At 55.9% G+C, this 18698-nt stretch carries 20 protein-coding genes; 12 read left to right on the forward strand and 8 right to left on the reverse strand.

Going from position 1 to position 18698, the window contains the following annotated elements:
- Window positions 1-23: 23 nt before the first annotated feature.
- Window positions 24-467, forward strand: coding sequence for a hypothetical protein (locus VQ830_RS01005; protein ID WP_337266193.1), 444 nt, complete (start codon window positions 24-26; stop codon window positions 465-467).
- Window positions 468-662: 195 nt separating this feature from the next.
- On the opposite strand, the gene VQ830_RS01010 is transcribed toward VQ830_RS01005, so the two are convergent.
- On the reverse strand, window positions 663-1331 hold the full coding sequence (locus VQ830_RS01010) for a L,D-transpeptidase (RefSeq protein ID WP_337266194.1): 669 nt from the start codon (window positions 1329-1331) through the stop codon (window positions 663-665).
- A gap of 116 nt (window positions 1332-1447) precedes the next feature.
- The gene (locus VQ830_RS01015) at window positions 1448-2206 is read right to left on the reverse strand and encodes a L,D-transpeptidase (protein ID WP_337266195.1); all 759 of its coding nucleotides are present in this window, start codon (window positions 2204-2206) and stop codon (window positions 1448-1450) included.
- Window positions 2207-2410: 204 nt separating this feature from the next.
- Here VQ830_RS01015 and VQ830_RS01020 point away from each other — a divergent pair, with 204 nt between their 5' ends.
- A complete protein-coding gene (locus tag VQ830_RS01020) occupies window positions 2411-3040 on the forward strand; it encodes a DNA-3-methyladenine glycosylase I (RefSeq protein ID WP_337266196.1) in 630 nt (209 codons plus the stop codon).
- A complete protein-coding gene (locus VQ830_RS01025; RefSeq protein ID WP_337266197.1) occupies window positions 3037-3510 on the forward strand; it encodes a hypothetical protein in 474 nt (157 codons plus the stop codon). Before VQ830_RS01020 ends, VQ830_RS01025 begins: the two co-directional genes overlap by 4 nt.
- A 7-nt stretch (window positions 3511-3517) precedes the next feature.
- On the opposite strand, the gene VQ830_RS01030 is transcribed toward VQ830_RS01025, so the two are convergent.
- Window positions 3518-4222 (reverse strand): HAD family hydrolase, encoded by a 705-nt coding sequence (locus VQ830_RS01030; protein ID WP_337266198.1) that lies wholly within the window; start codon window positions 4220-4222, stop codon window positions 3518-3520.
- A 229-nt stretch (window positions 4223-4451) separates the two neighbouring features.
- Between VQ830_RS01030 and VQ830_RS01035 the strand changes: the two genes are divergently transcribed.
- Window positions 4452-5501 carry an aldo/keto reductase gene (locus VQ830_RS01035; protein WP_337266199.1) on the forward strand — a complete coding sequence of 350 codons (1050 nt, stop codon included), beginning with the start codon at window positions 4452-4454 and terminating at the stop codon, window positions 5499-5501.
- A 112-nt stretch (window positions 5502-5613) separates the two neighbouring features.
- Here VQ830_RS01035 and copM read toward each other — a convergent pair whose 3' ends face one another.
- On the reverse strand, window positions 5614-5961 hold the full coding sequence (copM, locus tag VQ830_RS01040; RefSeq protein ID WP_438617148.1) for a CopM family metallochaperone: 348 nt from the start codon (window positions 5959-5961) through the stop codon (window positions 5614-5616).
- 597 nt (window positions 5962-6558) lie between these two features.
- Window positions 6559-7317, reverse strand: coding sequence for a hypothetical protein (locus VQ830_RS01045; RefSeq protein ID WP_337266201.1), 759 nt, complete (start codon window positions 7315-7317; stop codon window positions 6559-6561).
- Between the two features lie 130 nt (window positions 7318-7447).
- Here VQ830_RS01045 and hisS point away from each other — a divergent pair, with 130 nt between their 5' ends.
- The 3 genes from hisS to hisG all read left to right on the forward strand — a co-directional run bounded on the left by hisS (window position 7448) and on the right by hisG (window position 10884).
- Window positions 7448-8968, forward strand: a complete 1521-nt coding sequence (hisS, locus tag VQ830_RS01050) for a histidine--tRNA ligase (RefSeq protein ID WP_337266202.1) — start codon at window positions 7448-7450, stop codon at window positions 8966-8968.
- 108 nt (window positions 8969-9076) lie between these two features.
- A complete protein-coding gene (locus tag VQ830_RS01055; RefSeq protein WP_337266203.1) occupies window positions 9077-10192 on the forward strand; it encodes an ATP phosphoribosyltransferase regulatory subunit in 1116 nt (371 codons plus the stop codon).
- Window positions 10189-10884: an ATP phosphoribosyltransferase gene (hisG, locus tag VQ830_RS01060; protein ID WP_337266204.1), complete on the forward strand. Its 696-nt coding sequence runs from the start codon at window positions 10189-10191 to the stop codon at window positions 10882-10884. Before VQ830_RS01055 ends, hisG begins: the two co-directional genes overlap by 4 nt.
- An 80-nt stretch (window positions 10885-10964) precedes the next feature.
- Here hisG and VQ830_RS01065 read toward each other — a convergent pair whose 3' ends face one another.
- A complete protein-coding gene (locus VQ830_RS01065; protein WP_337266205.1) occupies window positions 10965-11411 on the reverse strand; it encodes a DoxX family protein in 447 nt (148 codons plus the stop codon).
- A gap of 348 nt (window positions 11412-11759) precedes the next feature.
- Here VQ830_RS01065 and VQ830_RS01070 point away from each other — a divergent pair, with 348 nt between their 5' ends.
- Complete coding sequence (locus VQ830_RS01070) at window positions 11760-12470, forward strand: glutathione S-transferase N-terminal domain-containing protein (protein WP_337266206.1); 711 nt, start codon at window positions 11760-11762, stop codon at window positions 12468-12470.
- 144 nt (window positions 12471-12614) lie between these two features.
- On the opposite strand, the gene groL is transcribed toward VQ830_RS01070, so the two are convergent.
- A complete protein-coding gene (groL, locus tag VQ830_RS01075) occupies window positions 12615-14249 on the reverse strand; it encodes a chaperonin GroEL (protein WP_337266207.1) in 1635 nt (544 codons plus the stop codon).
- A 54-nt stretch (window positions 14250-14303) separates the two neighbouring features.
- Window positions 14304-14600: a co-chaperone GroES gene (gene groES / locus VQ830_RS01080; RefSeq protein WP_337266208.1), complete on the reverse strand. Its 297-nt coding sequence runs from the start codon at window positions 14598-14600 to the stop codon at window positions 14304-14306.
- 425 nt (window positions 14601-15025) lie between these two features.
- Between groES and VQ830_RS01085 the strand changes: the two genes are divergently transcribed.
- The 4 genes from VQ830_RS01085 (at window position 15026) to mctP (ending at window position 18663) form a co-directional block, all read left to right on the forward strand.
- Window positions 15026-15874 carry a TIGR01459 family HAD-type hydrolase gene (locus VQ830_RS01085; protein ID WP_337266209.1) on the forward strand — a complete coding sequence of 283 codons (849 nt, stop codon included), beginning with the start codon at window positions 15026-15028 and terminating at the stop codon, window positions 15872-15874.
- A gap of 9 nt (window positions 15875-15883) precedes the next feature.
- A complete protein-coding gene (locus VQ830_RS01090) occupies window positions 15884-16882 on the forward strand; it encodes a bifunctional riboflavin kinase/FAD synthetase (RefSeq protein ID WP_337266210.1) in 999 nt (332 codons plus the stop codon).
- 115 nt (window positions 16883-16997) lie between these two features.
- Complete coding sequence (locus tag VQ830_RS01095) at window positions 16998-17195, forward strand: DUF3311 domain-containing protein (RefSeq protein WP_337266211.1); 198 nt, start codon at window positions 16998-17000, stop codon at window positions 17193-17195.
- The gene (gene mctP, locus VQ830_RS01100; RefSeq protein ID WP_337266212.1) at window positions 17185-18663 is read left to right on the forward strand and encodes a monocarboxylate uptake permease MctP; all 1479 of its coding nucleotides are present in this window, start codon (window positions 17185-17187) and stop codon (window positions 18661-18663) included. Before VQ830_RS01095 ends, mctP begins: the two co-directional genes overlap by 11 nt.
- Window positions 18664-18698: the final 35 nt, after the last annotated feature.

The following is an 18698-nucleotide window of genomic DNA, read 5'->3' on the forward strand; positions in this document are numbered from 1 at the left end:
TTATAGCGCCAGGGATGTCTCGTATGCGTTCAAAAATACTATTCACAGCGATGATCCTCATGGCGGCGACCGCGGCAAAGGCGGATGATCGCTTTGTCTGCTCCGGCGACGATACCGACGTTCGCTTTACCGTGGATGTCGCCTTTGGCTCGCAACAGGGGATGCATCTGACGCATTTTCGGGGCGCTGTAGCTGTGAAGAGAAAGGGTGTCTCTGCCGCCTTTGGCAAACGCATCTTCGGCTCGGACCAGTTGCTGCAAAGCTGGTGGAGAGGCAAGACCTTGCGCCTTGAGGTGCTGGATGAAGGCGGACGCGAAACGGATCAGCAAAAGCTCAACCTCGTGATCGGTGCGACGCGGGAAGATGCAAAAGATCAAAGTTTTACTGGTAAGTACGAACTCACTGTTTCAGGCCAGCAGGAACCCTATAAGTTCGAAGGAAAAGTCTACTGCGGCCAAAAAGGATAAGGCTCCCGCGGAATAAAGCATTTCCAGTCGAGGCGGTATTCGGAAAACACAGCCGAACAATGAGATCTGATGTTCAGAAGATCAGTTCTTTAAAGAAGTTCTTGAGAACGATAAGCCTAAGTTGATCACGAAAATGCGGCCTTGGTAGGAGACGTCGACCAAGACCGCTTCATTAGATTTCAGGCCGTTGCCGCTTCATCCACCGAACAAAGTGCGCAAAACATCCACACCACGGTCCTGATAGGCGACATTGCCTTGCTTGTTGCCGGGGCCGACCACAATGACTTTTGTGCCTATAGGCGCGCGATTATAAAGGTCGGTGACGTCCTCGTTCATCATTCGAATACATCCGGACGACATGTTCAGGCCGATGGACCAGGGCTGGTTCGTGCCATGAATCCGAAAGATCGTGTCGTTGCCATTTCTGTAGAGATACATGGCACGGGCACCGAGTGGATTGTCTTCACCGCCCTTTTGGAAGGCGGGGATGATGTGCCCCCGTCGCGCTTCGCGCACACGCATTTCCGCTGGCGGCGTCCAAGTCGGCCATTCAGCTTTGCGTCCGATCGAGACCACACCGGACCAACCAAAACCTTCGCGTCCCACGCCAATACCATAGCGAATAGCGCGGCCGTCGCCTTCGACCAAATAAAGGTATTTATGGTTGGTATCGACGATAATTGTTCCCGGCGCCTCACTGGTGTTCAAACGCACCAGTTTCCGCTTGAATTCAGGCTTGACGAATTTTTGTTGAGCGACACGCACAACTGGCGCGGATGAACGCTCTTCTGCTGAAGCAGGTGCAGACAGGCAAGTGATGACCATACCGGCAGCAGCGGCAAGGCCCAGAATGTTTCGGATCATGGTGTTCCCCTCTCAGTCAAAGCAGTGGCACGCTACCGCACCGGCTGGAAAATCGGAATCGATTTCCGGAAAGCCAAGTGGGTGGGTTCGAAGCGCAAGCGCGCCGTTGGAAATCATTACATTACGATCACGCGTGTGCCGACCTTCACACGTTCGTAAAGATCGACGACGTCCTGGTTGCGCATGCGAATGCAGCCGGACGAAACAGCGCTACCGATCGTCCAGGGCGCATTGGTGCCGTGAATGCGATAAAGGGACGATCCCAAATACATGGCACGTGCGCCGAGCGGATTGGCAGGGCCCCCGTCCATGCGCGCTGGGAGATAATGCCCCTTGGCTGCTTCACGAGAAACCATTTCGGCAGGGGGCGTCCAATCCGGCCATTCCGCCTTACGGGTGATGCGATGCTCGCCTGCCCATTCGAAACCAGGTTTTCCAACACCGACCCCGTATCGCCGTGCCTTACCGCCATCAAGCACGAGGTAGAGGAAACGATTGTTGGTATCGATGACGATCGTGCCTGGTACTTCCTTCGTCTTGTACTCAACCATCTGCGGCAGGAATTGCGGCTCGATGGTTCCGCGAATGACAGGGATGCCGTCAGGCGCGGTGGCAGGCTGTTGCGGATTCGGCGCAGCGCGCTGCGTACGCGGTGCAAAGAGGACCTGTCTTTGAGCTGGTTGCTGGCGATAGGTCACTGCCGGACGTGGATAGACGACAGGCCTAACCTGGGCGCCGCCAAGCTGCATGACCCAGGGTGCAGTAAGATCCGGGCTCAAAACGACCGGGGGACGCGTTGCGTAGCGATCATCGCCAAATGCCGAAGTAGAAAAAACGGCAAGCATTGCGCCTGTAAACAGAAGGCATTTCATCATCGGACAAACTCTCTACAATGACCGTCACGTCAGAAGGGATTATTTCGGGTGGCTCACGCTGCCATGGTGGCCTACAGCGAATGGTAAATTCGGATTCATGAACGCGTATGTGCGACAATAAACTTTTCGTCAGGGTTACTGACTGGTTTGGAAACACGGTTTGTAAATGGTAAACCCGCAGGAAACTTGGAATAAAGAGGAACGATGAGCGAGACCGGCATTATCATAGGCGCCGACGGTAAGGCGCGGTGTCATTGGCATGGCAACCTGCCGGACTATCTGCGCTATCATGACGAAGAATGGGGATGGCCGGTTTCCAGTGATATCCGCCTCTTCGAAAAACTATGCCTCGAGGGTTTCCAATCCGGCCTCTCTTGGCTGACGATCTTACGCAAGCGGGAGAATTTTCGCGCAGCTTTTTCCGGGTTCGATTTCGAAAAGGTCGCGCTTTTCGACGATGCCGATATCGATAGGCTTGTTGCAGATGCCGGTATCATCCGCCATCGCGGCAAGATCGTCTCGACGATCAACAATGCGCGCCGCGCCCTGGAGCTTCGCGAGGAATTCGGTTCGCTCGCCCACTATTTCTGGAGTTTCGAACCGGCATCGTCGCAGCGGCCCGCCGTCGTCGACAGGGCCGTGCTTCTTGCCAATCCCACGACGCCGATCTCAGTCCAGATTTCGAAAGATTTGAAAAAGCGTGGCTGGACATTCGTCGGGCCAACGACAGTCTACGCCTTCATGCAGGCGATGGGCCTTGTCAATGATCATATAGAGGGCTGTTTCTGTCGGCCGGAAGTGGAAGCAATGCGAGCGGAGTTTGTACGTCCATGAAAAAACTCTGGCTTTTCGTTGCCGCAGCTTTGTTGGTGTGCTCTTCCGCTTTTGCTGCCGAGCCCGTGCTTCAACCGGGAGAACGATTGGAAAAGCTCCAATTTCCTGCAGCCACGATGCAGCTGAAAGGCTGGACCAAGCTCGGGAATTCTGCTGTCTACACTCTGGCTGTCAAAGCCGGCCAGCACGTCAAGATCAGTTTTGAGAGTCGCAGCAAATTTGCTTTCTTGGCGATCTTTGATGTCAACAACAACGAAGACGAGGCCATCTTCGGCACGGATGAGGATGGGCCAAGCTACGCCACAACGATCAAGCAGGATACGACCCTGCTTCTGCGGCCATATTACTCCAAGGCCTCGCCGCGGCGCGGCTTGGGCGCGCCTTACACCATACAAATCGAGCCTCTTGCAACAGCGCCACCCCCACCTGCAGAGCCTGCGCAGGGAAAGCCCTCCCTGTTCGGCCCCTGATGGCTGTCTACGAGAGCGTTTCCAGCAGCTCCGGAAGCTGGCCTAGATCATCTATCTTCCGGAACCGCGGCTTATCCATGGGCTCTTCGACACGCTCGAGCGCCCAGGTCAAGGCGTGCGGAATGAAGATACCGAAACTGCCCGCGGCAAGCGCGGGTACAATGTCGGATTTTAGAGAATTGCCGACCATCGCTGCTCTTTCGGGACCCTCGCCATTCTTTGAGAAGGCGCGCCGATAGGTGACCGCCGTTTTATCGGAGACGATCTCGACGGCATGGAAAAAGTCGCCCAGCCCCGATTGCGCGAGTTTGCGCTCCTGGTCGAATAGGTCCCCCTTGGTAATCAGAACGAGAAGATACTTCGTGGCGAGCTTTTCCAGGACTTCATGAGCATAGGGCAAGGTTTCTACGGGATGCGATAAAAGATCGCGCCCGATATCGAGGATTTGCGCGATCACCGTTGCCGGGACCGTTCCTTCCGTAATCTCGACAGCCGTCTCGATCATTGAAAGCGTAAAGCCTTTGATGCCGAAGCCATAATGTCGAAGATTGCGTTTTTCTGCTTCAAGCAAGCGTTCCGAAACATGTGGACCTTCGGCATAATCTGCCAGAAGTTCCGTAAAATGGTCTTCAGTAAGACGATAATACTGCTCGTTCTGCCACAGTGTGTCGTCTGCATCAAACCCGATCGTTCTCAAAAGACGGCCCGTCATCAGCCTTCTCCCATGCCCTTTGCAGAGTCAGTGTATGGCACGGTGCAAAGGACGCAAGTCACCTTTCTTTGCTCGCCTGTTTGGTCGGCCTGACGACATTGACAAGCAGAGGCGGGCCATTAGGTAGATCTTACCTTCCCCTGGGATGGCAGATTGCCCGCGAGCCGATCGACCTGCCTAATATCCCGACCCCCTTAAAGGGAAGGACCTGTCTCAAGGATTCGATATCATGCGTTACAACCAGCTTGGAAATACCGGACTGTTCGTATCGGAACTATGCCTCGGCACCATGACCTTTGGCGCTGCGGACGAAAAGAGCCAATGGGGCTCAATTGCCGATCTTGACGAAAAGGGTGCGACGGAAATTGTTGAGCGGTCGCTCGCGGCCGGCGTAAACTTTATCGACACGGCCAATGTTTACTCCTTCGGCGAATCCGAGCGTCTGCTTGGCAAGGCTTTGAAGAACCTTTCGGTGCCACGCAAGGATGTGGTGATCGCCACCAAAGTCTACGGCGTCATGGGCGATAAGCCGAACGATCGCGGTGCCTCCCGCGGCCACATCATGGACTCCGTGGCACAAAGTCTGGAGCGTCTGCAGACGGATCATATCGACCTCTATCAGATCCACGGCAATGACCCCATTACGCCAATTGAAGAAACCCTGCGGGCGCTCGATGATCTCGTTTCTCGCGGCATGGTTCGGTATGTCGGCGTATCGAACTGGCAGGCATGGCGAATTGCCAAAGCACTTGGCATCAGTGAAGCGCGCGATTATGCCCGCTTCGAAACGGTTCAGGCCTATTACTCGATCGCCGGCCGCGACCTGGAGCGTGAAATCGTGCCGATGATGGCTGAAGAAAAGCTCGGTCTCATGGTCTGGTCGCCGCTTGCCGGAGGTCTGCTATCGGGCAAATACGGGCCGGGAGCGCCTGGAAACGGCGAAGGTCGTCGTGCCACCTTCGACTTCCCGCCGGTCGATAAGGACCGGGCCTGGGCCTGCGTTGCTGCAATGCGCGAGATCGCCGAGAAGCGGAATGTTAGCGTCGCGACCGTCGCGCTTGCCTATGTTCTTGCAAAGCCCTTCGTAACCACCATCATCATTGGAGCAAAGCGTCTCGATCAGCTGGATCAGAACCTTGCAGCGGTTCATCTGAAACTCGATCCTGCCGAGCTTGAAAAACTCGATGCGGTCAGCGCACTTCCTCCGGAGTATCCTGGCTGGATGCTTTCGCGTCAAAGCGCAGCGCGCAGACCCGTTCCGTTTGAAAAGAAGGATTAAGGCACGAAAACGCCCAGGCCGAGCCAGTCAATGGCCTGGCGCGTTCCGTGCAGCAGGCTGAGGAATGTGCCGCCCGGTCAAAACCGGGCGGCTGTTTCATGGCCGTCAATATCTACTTGCCATGCTTTGCAAGCCAGGCCGTCATCTCCGCAACTTCTTTCTCCTGTGCGGCAATGACCGCTTCGGCAAGTTTGCGCAGTTCCGGATCCTTTCCATACTGCAGCTCGACCTTCGCCATGGCGATGGCGCCTTCGTGATGCGGGATCATTCCACGAACAAAATCCGCATCGGCATCACCCGTGTATTTGATCATCATGTTCTTGTGCATCTTCGCCATGGCTTGCGCGAAGGCCTTGCTTGAGGCGCTCTGATCGCCCATTGGCTTGCTCATATCCATGTCTTCAGCCGACGCTGTAAACGCAGGCAACGCGATCAACGCGGCTGCAACGAGTGCTTTCATTCGCATAGTAAAATCCTTTCACTACCTCCGTTGCCAGGCCTCAGGACCTGATCGAAAGGCAGATATTCTCCTGGATCAAGCGAACGGAAATCCTTCCGATGCAGCACTTATCCAAGACGTTTGAAAACTGCCGGTGGACAACCGGCGAAACCAATCGAAAGAAGATCAGATTTGCCGAGGAGGAGGTGGGGTCGGGGCTGTGACAATGCCGATGAGCTTCATCACCGGCGCTGCCGCCGTTGCTTCATGGCCGGATGCCACAAAAGGCGGAAGGCTGTGAGAGGGAATAGCAAGACAGGCCGAGCACGTGGCAGATTGCATTGACCCATGCGGGAGCGCCGGCTTGCCGTGCCGTGTCTTCGCTCCTGACGTCAGATGACGGAGATGGTCATGTGTCGAGTCGCCATGCATTGCGTGGCTCGTCATCGCTCCGCCTGACCGATCATGATTGTCAAACTGCACGCCCATAGGGCAATTCGCCCATGCCATAGCCGTGCTGTAACACAGCCAGAAAACGATCACAGCAAATCGCGCCACAAGTTGCATGACGACAAGATAAAGCAAGGGCAACGTTTCGCAAGCGCAAAGGAAGGTGCGCTAGAACGAGGCAACGACTTTATGGATGATCTGATAATCGGCGCTTTCCTCGCCAAACGGAACCACCGGCCAGTACCAGCCCGCTTTCGCGCCCGGCACTGTCAGACCATATAGAAGATCTTCCTCGTCCTGCCTGTTCCCGTTCCTGTCGATGACCGCATAGGAAACGTCACTCACAAGGCAGGTTTTCCAAGGAGCCTGTTGAAGGGCATCGATATGGGCGCGAAGAAGTTTGGTCAGCGTATCGGGAGGAGCATTGTTATCGGCGTCTTCGCCGAGCTTGCGCATGATCCCGCGGCCGATCTGCGACAGGAGGTTCGCGGAAACAACGAAGTCGAGATAAGGCACGTTTCGCAGAAACCCCAAAGGATCCAAAGATCCTTCGCTCACATAGGCAGAAAAGCCCGATAGATCCTGTTCGATCAACCGAACATGCCGGTAGCGGGGATGGCGCAGCCTGAGCCTGACATGGGCAAGATGGACAAGATCGATCAGAACGACGGTGTCAAATGCAGCGGCGAGTTGACGGATCGGGACATCCCGCAGCAGCCCGGATCCGAGCACGACAGCGGTGCGCCGGCGCGGCAAGCTCGCCATTGCCGAGAGGATGGCGCTGCGCGTGTTTTTCTCGTGATCTGCCCACTGCTTCCTACACCGCCCCGCCCGAGACCAGAGGCTGACGGAAGAGCGGATAAAGCGCCGATGCTCCGGTTTTGTGAGCGGCAGCGTTGCTGCGTAAAGGAGGGCTTCGGCAATCATGCTGCTTATCCTGCGTGTGAATCAAAGGCATTCGGCTCATCGGGGCATCGACACAGTGTTTCTCCCTTGCCGCTCATGGTCCAATCCGGTAGGACACCGCCACTGTCAAGAGAAGCGGAATGTTCAGGCAATGAACGAGAAACAGAAGAAGCCACAAAAGCTCAAGGCACGTCTGCCACGCGGTTTTGTCGACCGTCCGGCTGATGACATCAGGGCCGTCAACGAGATGACGGCAAAGATCCGTGCCGTCTACGAGCATTATGGTTTCGATCCTGTCGAAACACCTCTTCTCGAATATACGGATGCTTTGGGCAAGTTTCTGCCCGACAGCGATCGTCCGAATGAGGGCGTGTTCTCGCTGAAGGACGACGACGATCAGTGGATGAGTCTTCGCTACGACCTGACGGCGCCGCTCGCACGCCATGTGGCTGAGAATTTCAACGAGATCCAGCTTCCATACCGGACTTATCGCGCGGGATATGTGTTCCGCAACGAAAAGCCGGGCCCCGGACGCTTCCGCCAGTTCATGCAGTTCGACGCTGACACAGTCGGAGCACCCGGTGTGCAGGCCGATGCGGAAATGTGCATGATGATGGCCGACACGCTGGAAGCTCTTGGCATTGCACGCGGCGATTACGTGATCCGCGTCAATAACCGCAAGGTTCTCGATGGCGTCCTGGAGGCGATCGGGCTGGGTGGCGAGGAGAAGGGCGGTCAGCGTCTCACCGTTTTGCGCGCCATCGACAAGCTGGACAAGTTCGGCCCTGAAGGCGTTCGCTTGTTGCTGGGTACAGGGCGCAAGGACGACAGCGGCGACTTCACCAAGGGCGCCGGCCTTGATGACGGTCAAATTGAAAAAGTCTTGTTCTTCGTTGGAATCACCAACTATGAAGACAGCGCTGCGAAGCTGGCAGAACTTGTCTCTGGCACCTCAAAGGGAGCCGAGGGCGTCGAAGAGCTAAACTTTATTGGTACTCTCGTGCGCAGCGCCGGCTATGATGCAGGCCGCATCAAGATCGATCCCTCTGTCGTCCGAGGCCTCGAATATTATACCGGGCCCGTTTACGAAGCAGAGCTTCTGTTCGACGTTACGAATGAGAAGGGCGAGAAAGTCGTTTTCGGGTCCGTCGGTGGCGGCGGACGCTATGACGGGCTGGTGTCGCGCTTCATGGGTCAACCTGTTCCCGCGACCGGTTTTTCGATCGGCGTCTCTCGCCTAATGACGGCCTTGAAGAACCTCGAAAAGCTCGGAGAGAATCCGACGCTCGAGCCGGTTCTTGTGACGGTGATGGATGGCGATGTCGAAGCCATGGGTCGCTATCAGCGACTGACAAAAACACTGCGCGCCGAAGGCATCCGGGCTGAAATGTTTCAGGGCAACTGGAAGAAGTTTGGCAATCAGCTGAAGTATGCCGATCGGCGCGGATGCCCAATTGCCATCATCCAGGGTGCTGACGAACGCGCTGGGAACCTCGTCCAGATCAAGGATCTTATCGAGGGCAAACGTCTGTCCGGCGAAATAGAAGACAATGCGACCTGGCGCGAGGCGCGGGTCGCACAGATCACTGTGGCCGAACATGAGATGGTCGATAAGGTCAAGGAGATCCTGGCCGCCCAGGCGGAAGACAGGCGGCATGCGGATCAGGCGTGACCCTCGCCGGTCACGCTTTGCTGTGTTCTGATCTTGCGAAGAAGAGCGCCAATCGGATGACCCGCGAGCCGTGCTGTTTGCTGGTTTTAATACGGGTGAATGATGTCTATGCCGGCAAGTGATATGCCTGATTTTTCGAATGATCTTCTTGCCCAGTTCGCTGCAAGGCACGCTGCTCGTGTCGATACGCCAATCATTCAGCCAGCCGAACCCTTTCTTGATATCGCTGGGGAAGATCTTCGTCGACGAATATTTCTGACACAGAGCGAAACCGGGGAAAATCTCTGTCTTCGCCCCGAGTTCACCATTCCCGTCTGCATGCGTCACATTGAAAGGGCCATGGGAACGCCGAGGCGCTATTCGTACCTTGGCCAGGTCTTTCGCCAGCGGCGCGACGGACCGAGCGAATTTTATCAGGCGGGCATCGAAGATCTCGGCGATCAGGATGTCGCGGGAGCCGATGCCAGAGCTGTGGCTGACGCGCTCGGGATTTTGACAAAGCTCCTGCCGCAAAATCGTTTTACCGTGACCATCGGCGATCAGGCGGTGTTTGAGGCCGTGGTGCAGGCGCTCGGGCTGCCGGTCGGATGGCAAAAGCGGTTGATCCACGCCTTCGGCAACATGCTACACCTTGAAAATCTGTTGGCGAGCCTCGTCAATCCAAGGTCGGGCACCAGTCTCAGCGATGAGATCGTGAAACTGTCCGAGGATGAAGCGGCGCTGTCGGCCTATATTGCCCAGCGCATGGAAGAAACCGGCTACTCGACGAATGCCAGCCGGTCTCCCGTTGAAATAGCTCGCCGCCTGCGCGAAAAGCGGACACTATCGGAGACGAGGCTCGATGAAGGCGCCTTTCGAATTCTGGAGCGGTTTCTCTCGCTCGATGTCTCGCTAAACGACGCGTCCAAAGCGCTATCTGATTTTGCAGGACAAGCCGGGCTGAATGTCGGTGACGCATTGAAGCTCTTCGATGCACGCATTGCAACGCTCGCTTCAAGCGGCATAGATCTATCAATGATCGAATATCGCGCCGCATTCGGTCGGCCGCTTGATTATTATACCGGGCTTGTTTTCGAGATTGTGGCGCAAGGCGAGGGCGATGTTCTTGTCGGAGGTGGCCGATATGATCGCCTCCTCACCCTTCTCGGTGCCCAAGACCATATTCCCGCCGTTGGCTTTTCGTTGTGGCTTGATCGTATTGAAAAAGTGGGGGGCGACCAATGACCTTGACTATTGCCCTGCCGTCCAAAGGCCGCATGAAGGAAGATGCATCCGCAATTTTCGAACGAGCTGGATTGAAGATCGTCGCGGTTGGAAATGAAAGGTCCTACCGAGGCCGGATCGAAGGTGTCGACGATGTCGAGGTCACCTTCATGTCCGCTTCCGAAATTTCCCGCGAACTCGGCGCTGGTTCCATCGATTTCGGCGTCACCGGAGAGGACCTTGTTCGTGAGGGCCTGCCCGACGTCGACAAACGGATCGAGATTTGTGCAAGGCTGGGCTTCGGACATGCCGATGTCGTGGTTGCGGTGCCGGAAATTTGGCTCGATGTCACGACGATGGAGGATCTTGGCGACGTAGCAGCCGAATTTCGCGCGCGGCATGGGCGGCGTTTGTCGATCGCTACCAAATATTGGCGGCTGACGCAGCAATTCTTCTCCGGCAGCCACGGCATACAGCTCTATCGCATCGTTGAGAGCCTCGGCGCGACCGAGGGAGCGCCCGCGTCCGGCGGGGCCGATATCATCGTCGATATAACGTCGACCGGTTCCACCTTGAGGGCAAACCATCTCAAGGTGTTGAGCGATGGCATTATCTTACGCTCTGAGGCTTGTCTGATGCGGGCACGCAAACCGGAGCATGGCGAACTGACTGCTGTTTCGGCGATCGTTGATGCTGTCAGAGGGGCATTTTGACCTTCCGCTCTTAATAGAAAAAGGCCCGCCTACCTCACCGGGTAGACGGGCTTTGCGTCAGCAATAGGAAAAGATCCCGCTTATGCGGCCAGAGCGTAGCCGCCGCGTCGTGCGTCCAGCGAATAAGCACCAGGACCGACGATTGCAAGGAAGAGGTAAGCGCCGGCGAGCGTGAAATTCTTCATCATCATGATCTGGTTCATGACGCTGAGGTAGCCGTTGGCCGCATCAGGGAAGCCAGGAACGTTGATTGCGTGACCGTGGAAGAGCACGCCCGTGAAGATGCAGAAGGCAGCAAGCAAGAGGCCTGCGAACTTGGTCTGAAAGCCAACCAGAACGGCGAGGCCCGAAAGCAGCTCGAAAGCGCCAGCAAGATAGGCGAGAAGCGTTGCCGCTGGCAGACCCGCTCCGGTAATCATGCCAGCAGTTGCGGCTGGATCGGTCAACTTTCCGAAGCCTGACATGATGAACATGGCAGACAAGAGGATGCGGGCAACGACAAGAAGGGCGTTATTGGTATTGGACATGGCGGGGTTCCTTAAAATGATCTTTCGCTTCGGCGGCGGCTTGTCATGGGTCGCGCCGTTCCATTGAAATCCGCACCACGATCTTTATCGGCTCGGGTGCCGGCAATGCCGCCGGTGACCGCCGACATCATTCCGTGAGAGCGTTATCGCCTATTTCATCGTTCTTAAAAAGTTGGACGGAAAGCGACAGTTTGTTCAATAAAAAGAGACAACGAGACCGGTTGCTCTATGGGAGAGCTTCTTTTTAAAGCGCCGAATGATAACGGCTAGATAGGATCGCGATCCAACTGCTCCATATAGCAATATGAGGCCAAGGCCGATGGACTTTGGCGCACCAAGGAGAACGCAATGTCAGATCTCTCGATCTTTCCGATCACTCAGCGCTGGCCGGCTCAGCATCCCGACCGCATCCAGCTTTACTCACTGCCGACTCCAAACGGGGTCAAAGTTTCAATTGCCCTTGAGGAGCTGGGACTGCCTTACGAGGCTCACGCGATATCCTTTGCGAAAAACGAACAGAAGTCGCCGGAATTTGTTTCGCTCAATCCCAATGGCCGCATCCCGGCAATCATTGATCCAAGCGGTCCACAAGGAAAGCCGGTAGGCCTCTTCGAGTCCGGTGCCATCTTGCTTTATTTGGCAGAGAAGACCGGAAAGTTGCTCCCGTCAGATCCATCCGCTCGTTACGAAGCCATTTGTTGGCTTTTCTTTCAGATGGGCGGCGTAGGGCCGATGTTCGGCCAATTCGGTCACTTCTTCAAATATGCAGCCGATAAAGTGGCCAACAACGCCTATCCGATGGAAAGGTATCGCGATGAATCCAAGAGGTTGCTGAGCGTTCTGGAAAGCCGGCTTGCGGATCGACAGTGGATTATGGGTGATCTCTACACGATTACCGACATCAGCACGTTTCCGTGGGTGCGGGGGACAGATGTACATTATGGCGCACGAGAGGTGTTGGAGCTCGAAAAATTTCCTGCCGTCATGGCTTGGCTCGACCGCTGCCTTGCACGCCCCGCAAGCACCAAGGGTCTAGAGGTTCCCAAAAGCCCAAACTGAGAACCGCCGCAAGCTTTCAGGCATGTGCGATGTTCGGCAACCGCTAGCGGTCGTCACAAGATCGAACTAATCAGCACAGACAATCTCCAACGAAAAAGGGCGGCCCAAAGACCGCCCTTTCTACTAAGAACTGTGCAGGATAGATTAGAAATCCATGCCGCCCATGCCGCCGCCTGGCATTGCCGGAGCAGCAGATTCTTTCTTCGGAAGTTCAGCAATCATGGCTTCCGTCGTGATCAGCAGCGATGCAACCGAAGCTGCGTTCTGCAGAGCCGTACGAACGACCTTGACCGGGTCGACGATACCCATGGAGATCATGTCACCATATTCGCCGGTCTGGGCGTTGTAGCCGTAGTTGTCTTCGTTCTTTTCAAGGATCTTGCCAACAACGATAGAAGCTTCGTCACCAGCGTTGTCAGCGATCTGACGAACGAGCGACTGCAGAGCGCGGCGAACGATGTTGATGCCGGCTTCCTGATCGTCGTTCTCGCCCTTTGCGACGATCTTCGTGGAAGAACGCAGAAGAGCGACACCACCGCCAGGAACGATACCTTCCTGAACGGCCGCACGGGTTGCGTTCAGAGCGTCGTCGATGCGGTCCTTCTTTTCCTTGACTTCGACTTCCGTCGAGCCGCCAACGCGGATCACGGCAACGCCGCCAGCAAGCTTTGCAAGACGCTCCTGCAGCTTTTCGCGGTCGTAGTCAGAAGTGGTTTCTTCGATCTGAGCCTTGATCTGAGCAACACGGCCTTCGATGTCGGACTTGGCGCCAGCGCCGTCGACGATGGTCGTGTTTTCCTTGGAGATCGAAACACGCTTGGACTTGCCGAGCATGTCGAGCGTAACGTTTTCGAGCTTGATGCCGAGGTCTTCGGAGATAACCGTACCACCCGTCAGGATAGCGATGTCTTCGAGCATGGCCTTGCGGCGATCGCCGAAGCCAGGAGCCTTGACGGCAGCGATCTTCAGGCCGCCACGAAGCTTATTGACGACGAGCGTTGCAAGGGCTTCGCCTTCAACGTCTTCAGCGATGATGAGAAGCGGCTTGCCCGTCTGAACGACAGCTTCGAGCACAGGCAGCATGGCCTGCAGGTTCGAAAGCTTCTTCTCGTGAAGAAGGATGTAAGCGTCATCAAGGTCAGCAACCATCTTTTCAGGGTTGGTGACGAAGTATGGCGACAGATAACCGCGGTCGAACTGCATGCCTTCAACGACTTCGAGTTCGGTTTCAGCAGTCTTGGCTTCTTCGACGGTGATGACGCCTTCGTTGCCGACCTTCTGCATCGCTTCAGCGATGTCGAGACCGATCTGCTTTTCGCCGTTTGCAGAGATCGTACCGACCTGAGCAACTTCTTCCGACGTGTTGATCTTCTTGGCCTTAGCCTGGAGATCCTTGACGACTTCGCCAACAGCGAGGTCGATACCGCGCTTCAGATCCATCGGGTTCATGCCGGCTGCAACAGCCTTGGCGCCTTCGCGGACGATTGCCTGAGCAAGAACCGTTGCCGTCGTTGTACCGTCGCCGGCAACGTCGTTGGTCTTGGAAGCAACTTCGCGCACCATCTGTGCGCCCATGTTTTCGAACTTGTCTTCCAGTTCGATTTCCTTGGCGACAGAAACGCCGTCCTTGGTGATGCGCGGAGCGCCGAAGGACTTGTCGATAACAACGTTACGACCCTTCGGGCCAAGCGTTACCTTCACTGCGTCTGCGAGAACATCGACGCCGCGCAGCATCTTTTCGCGCGCGCTGCGGCCGAATTTAACTTCTTTAGCTGCCATTTTGATAACTCCTGAAAGAGGTGTCAGCGATAATCAGAGTGGGAAACCGGCAGATCAGCCGATAATGCCCATGATGTCGGATTCCTTCATGATCAACAGGTCTTCGCCGTTGATCTTGACTTCGGTACCCGACCACTTGCCGAACAGAACGCGGTCGCCAGCCTTCACGTCGAGAGGAACGATCTTGCCAGATTCATCGCGAGCGCCAGAACCGACAGCGATGATTTCGCCTTCCTGCGGCTTTTCCTTAGCGGTATCTGGAATGATGATCCCGCCCTTGGTCTTTTCTTCGGACTCAACGCGGCGTACAACGACGCGGTCATGCAGGGGGCGGAAGTTGGTGGTTGCCATTAGTCTAATCCCTCGATCAAATGACATCTGCAAGGCCAAGATGGCCCGCATGGATTTGTGTTAGCACTCTACCTTGATGAGTGCTAGCGGCCTGCATTTAAGGACGGTGATTTCGGGAGTCAAGAACGGCGGGTGGGTTTTTCTCGCTGTGGAGGTCGAATATCGTTAGGGTCGGGCTCTCGCTCCAGTTGCGGGTCATACAGCAATGACTGTATCAGCCCCATTGAATTGCGTGCCCCAGGTTCTCGCTGCAAACGAGGTGCCATTGGCGAGTTAAGGGGTAGTGTAAAGACTGGAAGACAAGCCTTTCGGCGTTTTAGCATAGGCGTTTGCCACGATAGTTTTGCTTTGCAAACGGGAAAATGCTTGCCAACGCACCAAGCCTTTGCAATGTCAGCCCCGACAGCAAAAGGATGAGACAGATTATGCCGCAACGGATTGCCGGGTTCGCCGAAATTGCCAAACACTACGATGCGGTATTTTGCGATGTCTGGGGCGTGCTTCACAATGGTGTCGAGCCGTTCGCGGCTGCTGGGCATGCGCTGCAGGCAGCGCGCCAAGAGGGTGTTACCGTCGTTCTTATCACCAATTCGCCGCGCATAGCCCCGCAGGTTGTTGCGCAATTGCAGCAAATTGGTGTTCCTGACGAAGCATACGATGCGATCGTAACGTCAGGAGACGTGACCCGCGCGTTGATCGCCGAAGGGCCGCGTAAGGTTTTCCTGCTCGGGCCCGATCGCGATCTTGCTCTCATTGAGGGTCTTGGCGTCGAACGCGTTGGCGAAAAGGATGCAGAGGTTGTCGTTTGCACCGGGTTTTTTGACGATGAAACCGAAACGCCGGAAGATTACACAGATATGTTGAAGGCATTTGCATCGCGTTCCGTGCCGATGATCTGCGCCAATCCAGATCTGATCGTTGAACGCGGCCATCGGATGATCCCTTGTGCGGGCGCGATGGCTGCCTATTACGCCCAGCTTGGCGGCAGCATTCGGATCGCGGGCAAGCCTCATAATCCGATTTACGAAGCAGTCTTTGCCGAAGCGCAAAGATTGAGAGGAGGACTGGAGAAGAACCGCGTTGTTGCAATCGGAGACGGAATGCCGACGGATGTGCGTGGCGCGCTCGATTTTGGTCTCGACCTTCTCTACATCAGCGGCGGCATTCATGCCAAGGAATACACCGTGCATGGCGAGACCGACGAGGCTCTTCTCGTTGACTACCTTCATCGCGAACAGGTCGCCCCGCGGTGGTGGATGCCGCGCCTGGCTTAGGGAGCGCTCATGAAGCTTTTTCATCGCAACGAGAATCGCCAGCCGCTTCCAGACCATCTGCATGGCGGCGTGATTGCCATCGGAAACTTCGATGGTGTTCATCGCGGTCACCAGTCTGTCCTTAGTGAGGCGCTGAAGATTGCACAGCAGCGGCAGGTTCCAGCGCTTGTCCTGACCTTCGAGCCACATCCAAGAACGGTGTTTAAGCCGCAAACGCCTGTCTTTCGTCTGACGCCCGCGCCCTTAAAGGCGCAAATCCTGGACATTTTGGGGTTCGATGCTGTTGTCGAATACCCGTTTTCATATGAGTTCTCCCAACGATCGGCAGAAGATTTCGTCCGGTCGATCTTGAAAGACTGGCTACACGCAAGCGAAATCGTCACCGGCTTCGACTTTCATTTCGGTCATAGCCGGGAGGGCGGGCCAGCCTTTCTGATGGAAGCTGGAAAACGGCATGGCTTTGGCGTGACGCTGATCGATGCCTATCGCGACGAAAATGCCGAGGTTGTTTCCTCAAGCCGCATTCGCAGCGAGTTGAGCAATGGCGACGTCGTTGGCGCATCGGGTCTGCTCGGCTACCGCTACACGGTGGAGTCAACGGTTGTGGGCGGGGAAAAACTTGGTCGCCAGCTCGGTTATCCGACAGCCAATATGGCTTTGCCCCCTGAAGTTGAGTTGAAGACAGGCATCTATGCCGTTCGCTTTCGTCTGCCGGATGGCACACTCCACGATGCTGTCGCAAGCTATGGGCGTCGTCCGACGGTTACGCAGAACGGATTGCCACTTCTGGAGACCTATCTTTTCGACTTCTCTGGCGATCTCTACGATAAAAGCTGCGCCGTATCCTTATTCGGTTATTTGAGGCCGGAGTTGAAGTTCGACGGGCTTGAACCCCTCGTTGCGCAGATGCGTCGGGACGAAGAGGAAGCACGAGCTTTGCTGGGTGGCGTCAAGCCACTGAGCCAGCTCGATTTGGCGCTTTGTTTCAGCGCAGACGCAGCCAATTAGATTTGGTTTGTTTCGCTGGCAAAATAAAGTTGCCTGTTTCAATCTAGCGTGTATCCCTGATTTTGAACGCGGCGGAGGATTCGCGCGGAGACGACGTTCGAGAGGCAATTTCGTTATGAGCAAGGGTTCAGGATCAGCGGTGCGCTGGTTGCTTATTATTCCTTATATTGGTCTGCTCTGGGTTCCCTTCTACAATTCCCGGGATCCCGTGCTCTTCGGCTTTCCGTTCTTCTATTGGTACCAGTTGCTCTGGGTTCCTGTTACTGCGATCTTGACCTACATCGTTTATCGGAGCACGCGCGATGCCGACTGACATCAATCCCGTCGCGCTCGGCGTTTTCATCTTCTTCTTTGCCTTGGTTACCGTGATGGGCTTTGTTGCCGCGCATTGGCGTAAACCAAAGACCTTAGCGCATATCGACGAATGGGGCCTTGGCGGCCGATCATTCGGGACCTGGATTACCTGGTTCCTTGTCGGCGGCGACTTCTACACGGCATATACCGTGATCGCGGTTCCGGCCCTTGTCTATTCTGTCGGCGCTTACGGCTTCTTTGCCTTGCCTTATACGATTGTCGTTTATCCCTTTGTCTTCATGGTCATGCCGCTCCTTTGGAAGCGTGCCAAGGACTTTGGCTATGTGACCGCGGGCGATGTGGTTTATGGTCAATATGGCTCCCGGGCCCTGGAACTAGCGGTCGCCATAACGGGCGTTCTGGCCACAATGCCCTATATTGCTCTTCAGCTTGTCGGCATGGAAGCCGTCCTGCGCGCACTGGGATTGCATGGGGAAATCCCGCTTGCGCTCGCATTCATCATTCTGGCGCTCTACACCTATTCTGCGGGCCTACGTGCTCCAGCATTGATCGCCTTCGTCAAGGACATCATGATTTACATCGTTGTCATCGTGGCGATCGCAATCATACCATTGAAGCTTGGCGGCTATGCCAATGTGTTTGAAAGCGCTGACGCCGCATTCAAGGCAAAGGGCTCAGGCGGCTTGCTGCTAGGCCCGAACCTTTACGTCGCCTATGCAACGCTCGCTTTGGGGTCAGCGCTGGCTGCTTTCATGTATCCGCATACCCTGACCGGTATTTTCGCATCGAATAGCGGCAATACCATCCGCAAGAATGCGGTCCTCCTGCCTGCTTACACCTTGTTGTTAGGCCTGCTGGCAATGCTCGGCTACATGGGACATGCCGCTGGACTGAAGCCTTCAACGCCAAACGACATCGTGCCGCTCCTCTTCGGAACATTGTTTCCAAGCTGGTTCGCTGGCTTTGCTTTCGCGGCTATTGCGATCGGGGCTCTCGTTCCGGCCGCGGTCATGAGTATCGGCGCGGCCAATCTCTTCACGCGCAATTTCTGGAAAGCCTATGTCAATACTTCTGTCAGTCACGAAGGAGAGGCCGCGGTTGCCAAGATCACGTCGCTCCTGGTGAAAGTCGGTGCCCTCCTGGTCATCCTCTTCCTTCCAACGCAATTTGCGCTCGATCTGCAGCTTCTCGGCGGTATCTGGATTTTGCAGACGCTTCCGGCCTTGGTGTTTGGCCTTTATACCAAGCGCTTTGCCGCACCGGCCTTGCTCGCCGGCTGGGCGGTCGGGTTCTTTGGCGGAAGTTTCCTTGCGTGGTTGAACGGCACGAAGCCGCTCCAGCCGATCGTGCTCGGGAATTTGTCGTTCAGCGTCTATATCGGCCTTCTTGCCTTGGCTGCCAATATTCTTGTGGTGTTGCTCGTCAGTGCGGCGACATCACGAACGGCAGCAGCCAGACAGGCATGACGGAGCGCCCGCAGCCACGGCGCTGCGGGCTATTC

The sequence above is a fragment of the Oryzifoliimicrobium ureilyticum genome (genome assembly GCF_037199735.1).
Taxonomy (GTDB): domain Bacteria; phylum Pseudomonadota; class Alphaproteobacteria; order Rhizobiales; family Rhizobiaceae; genus Rhizobium; species Rhizobium ureilyticus.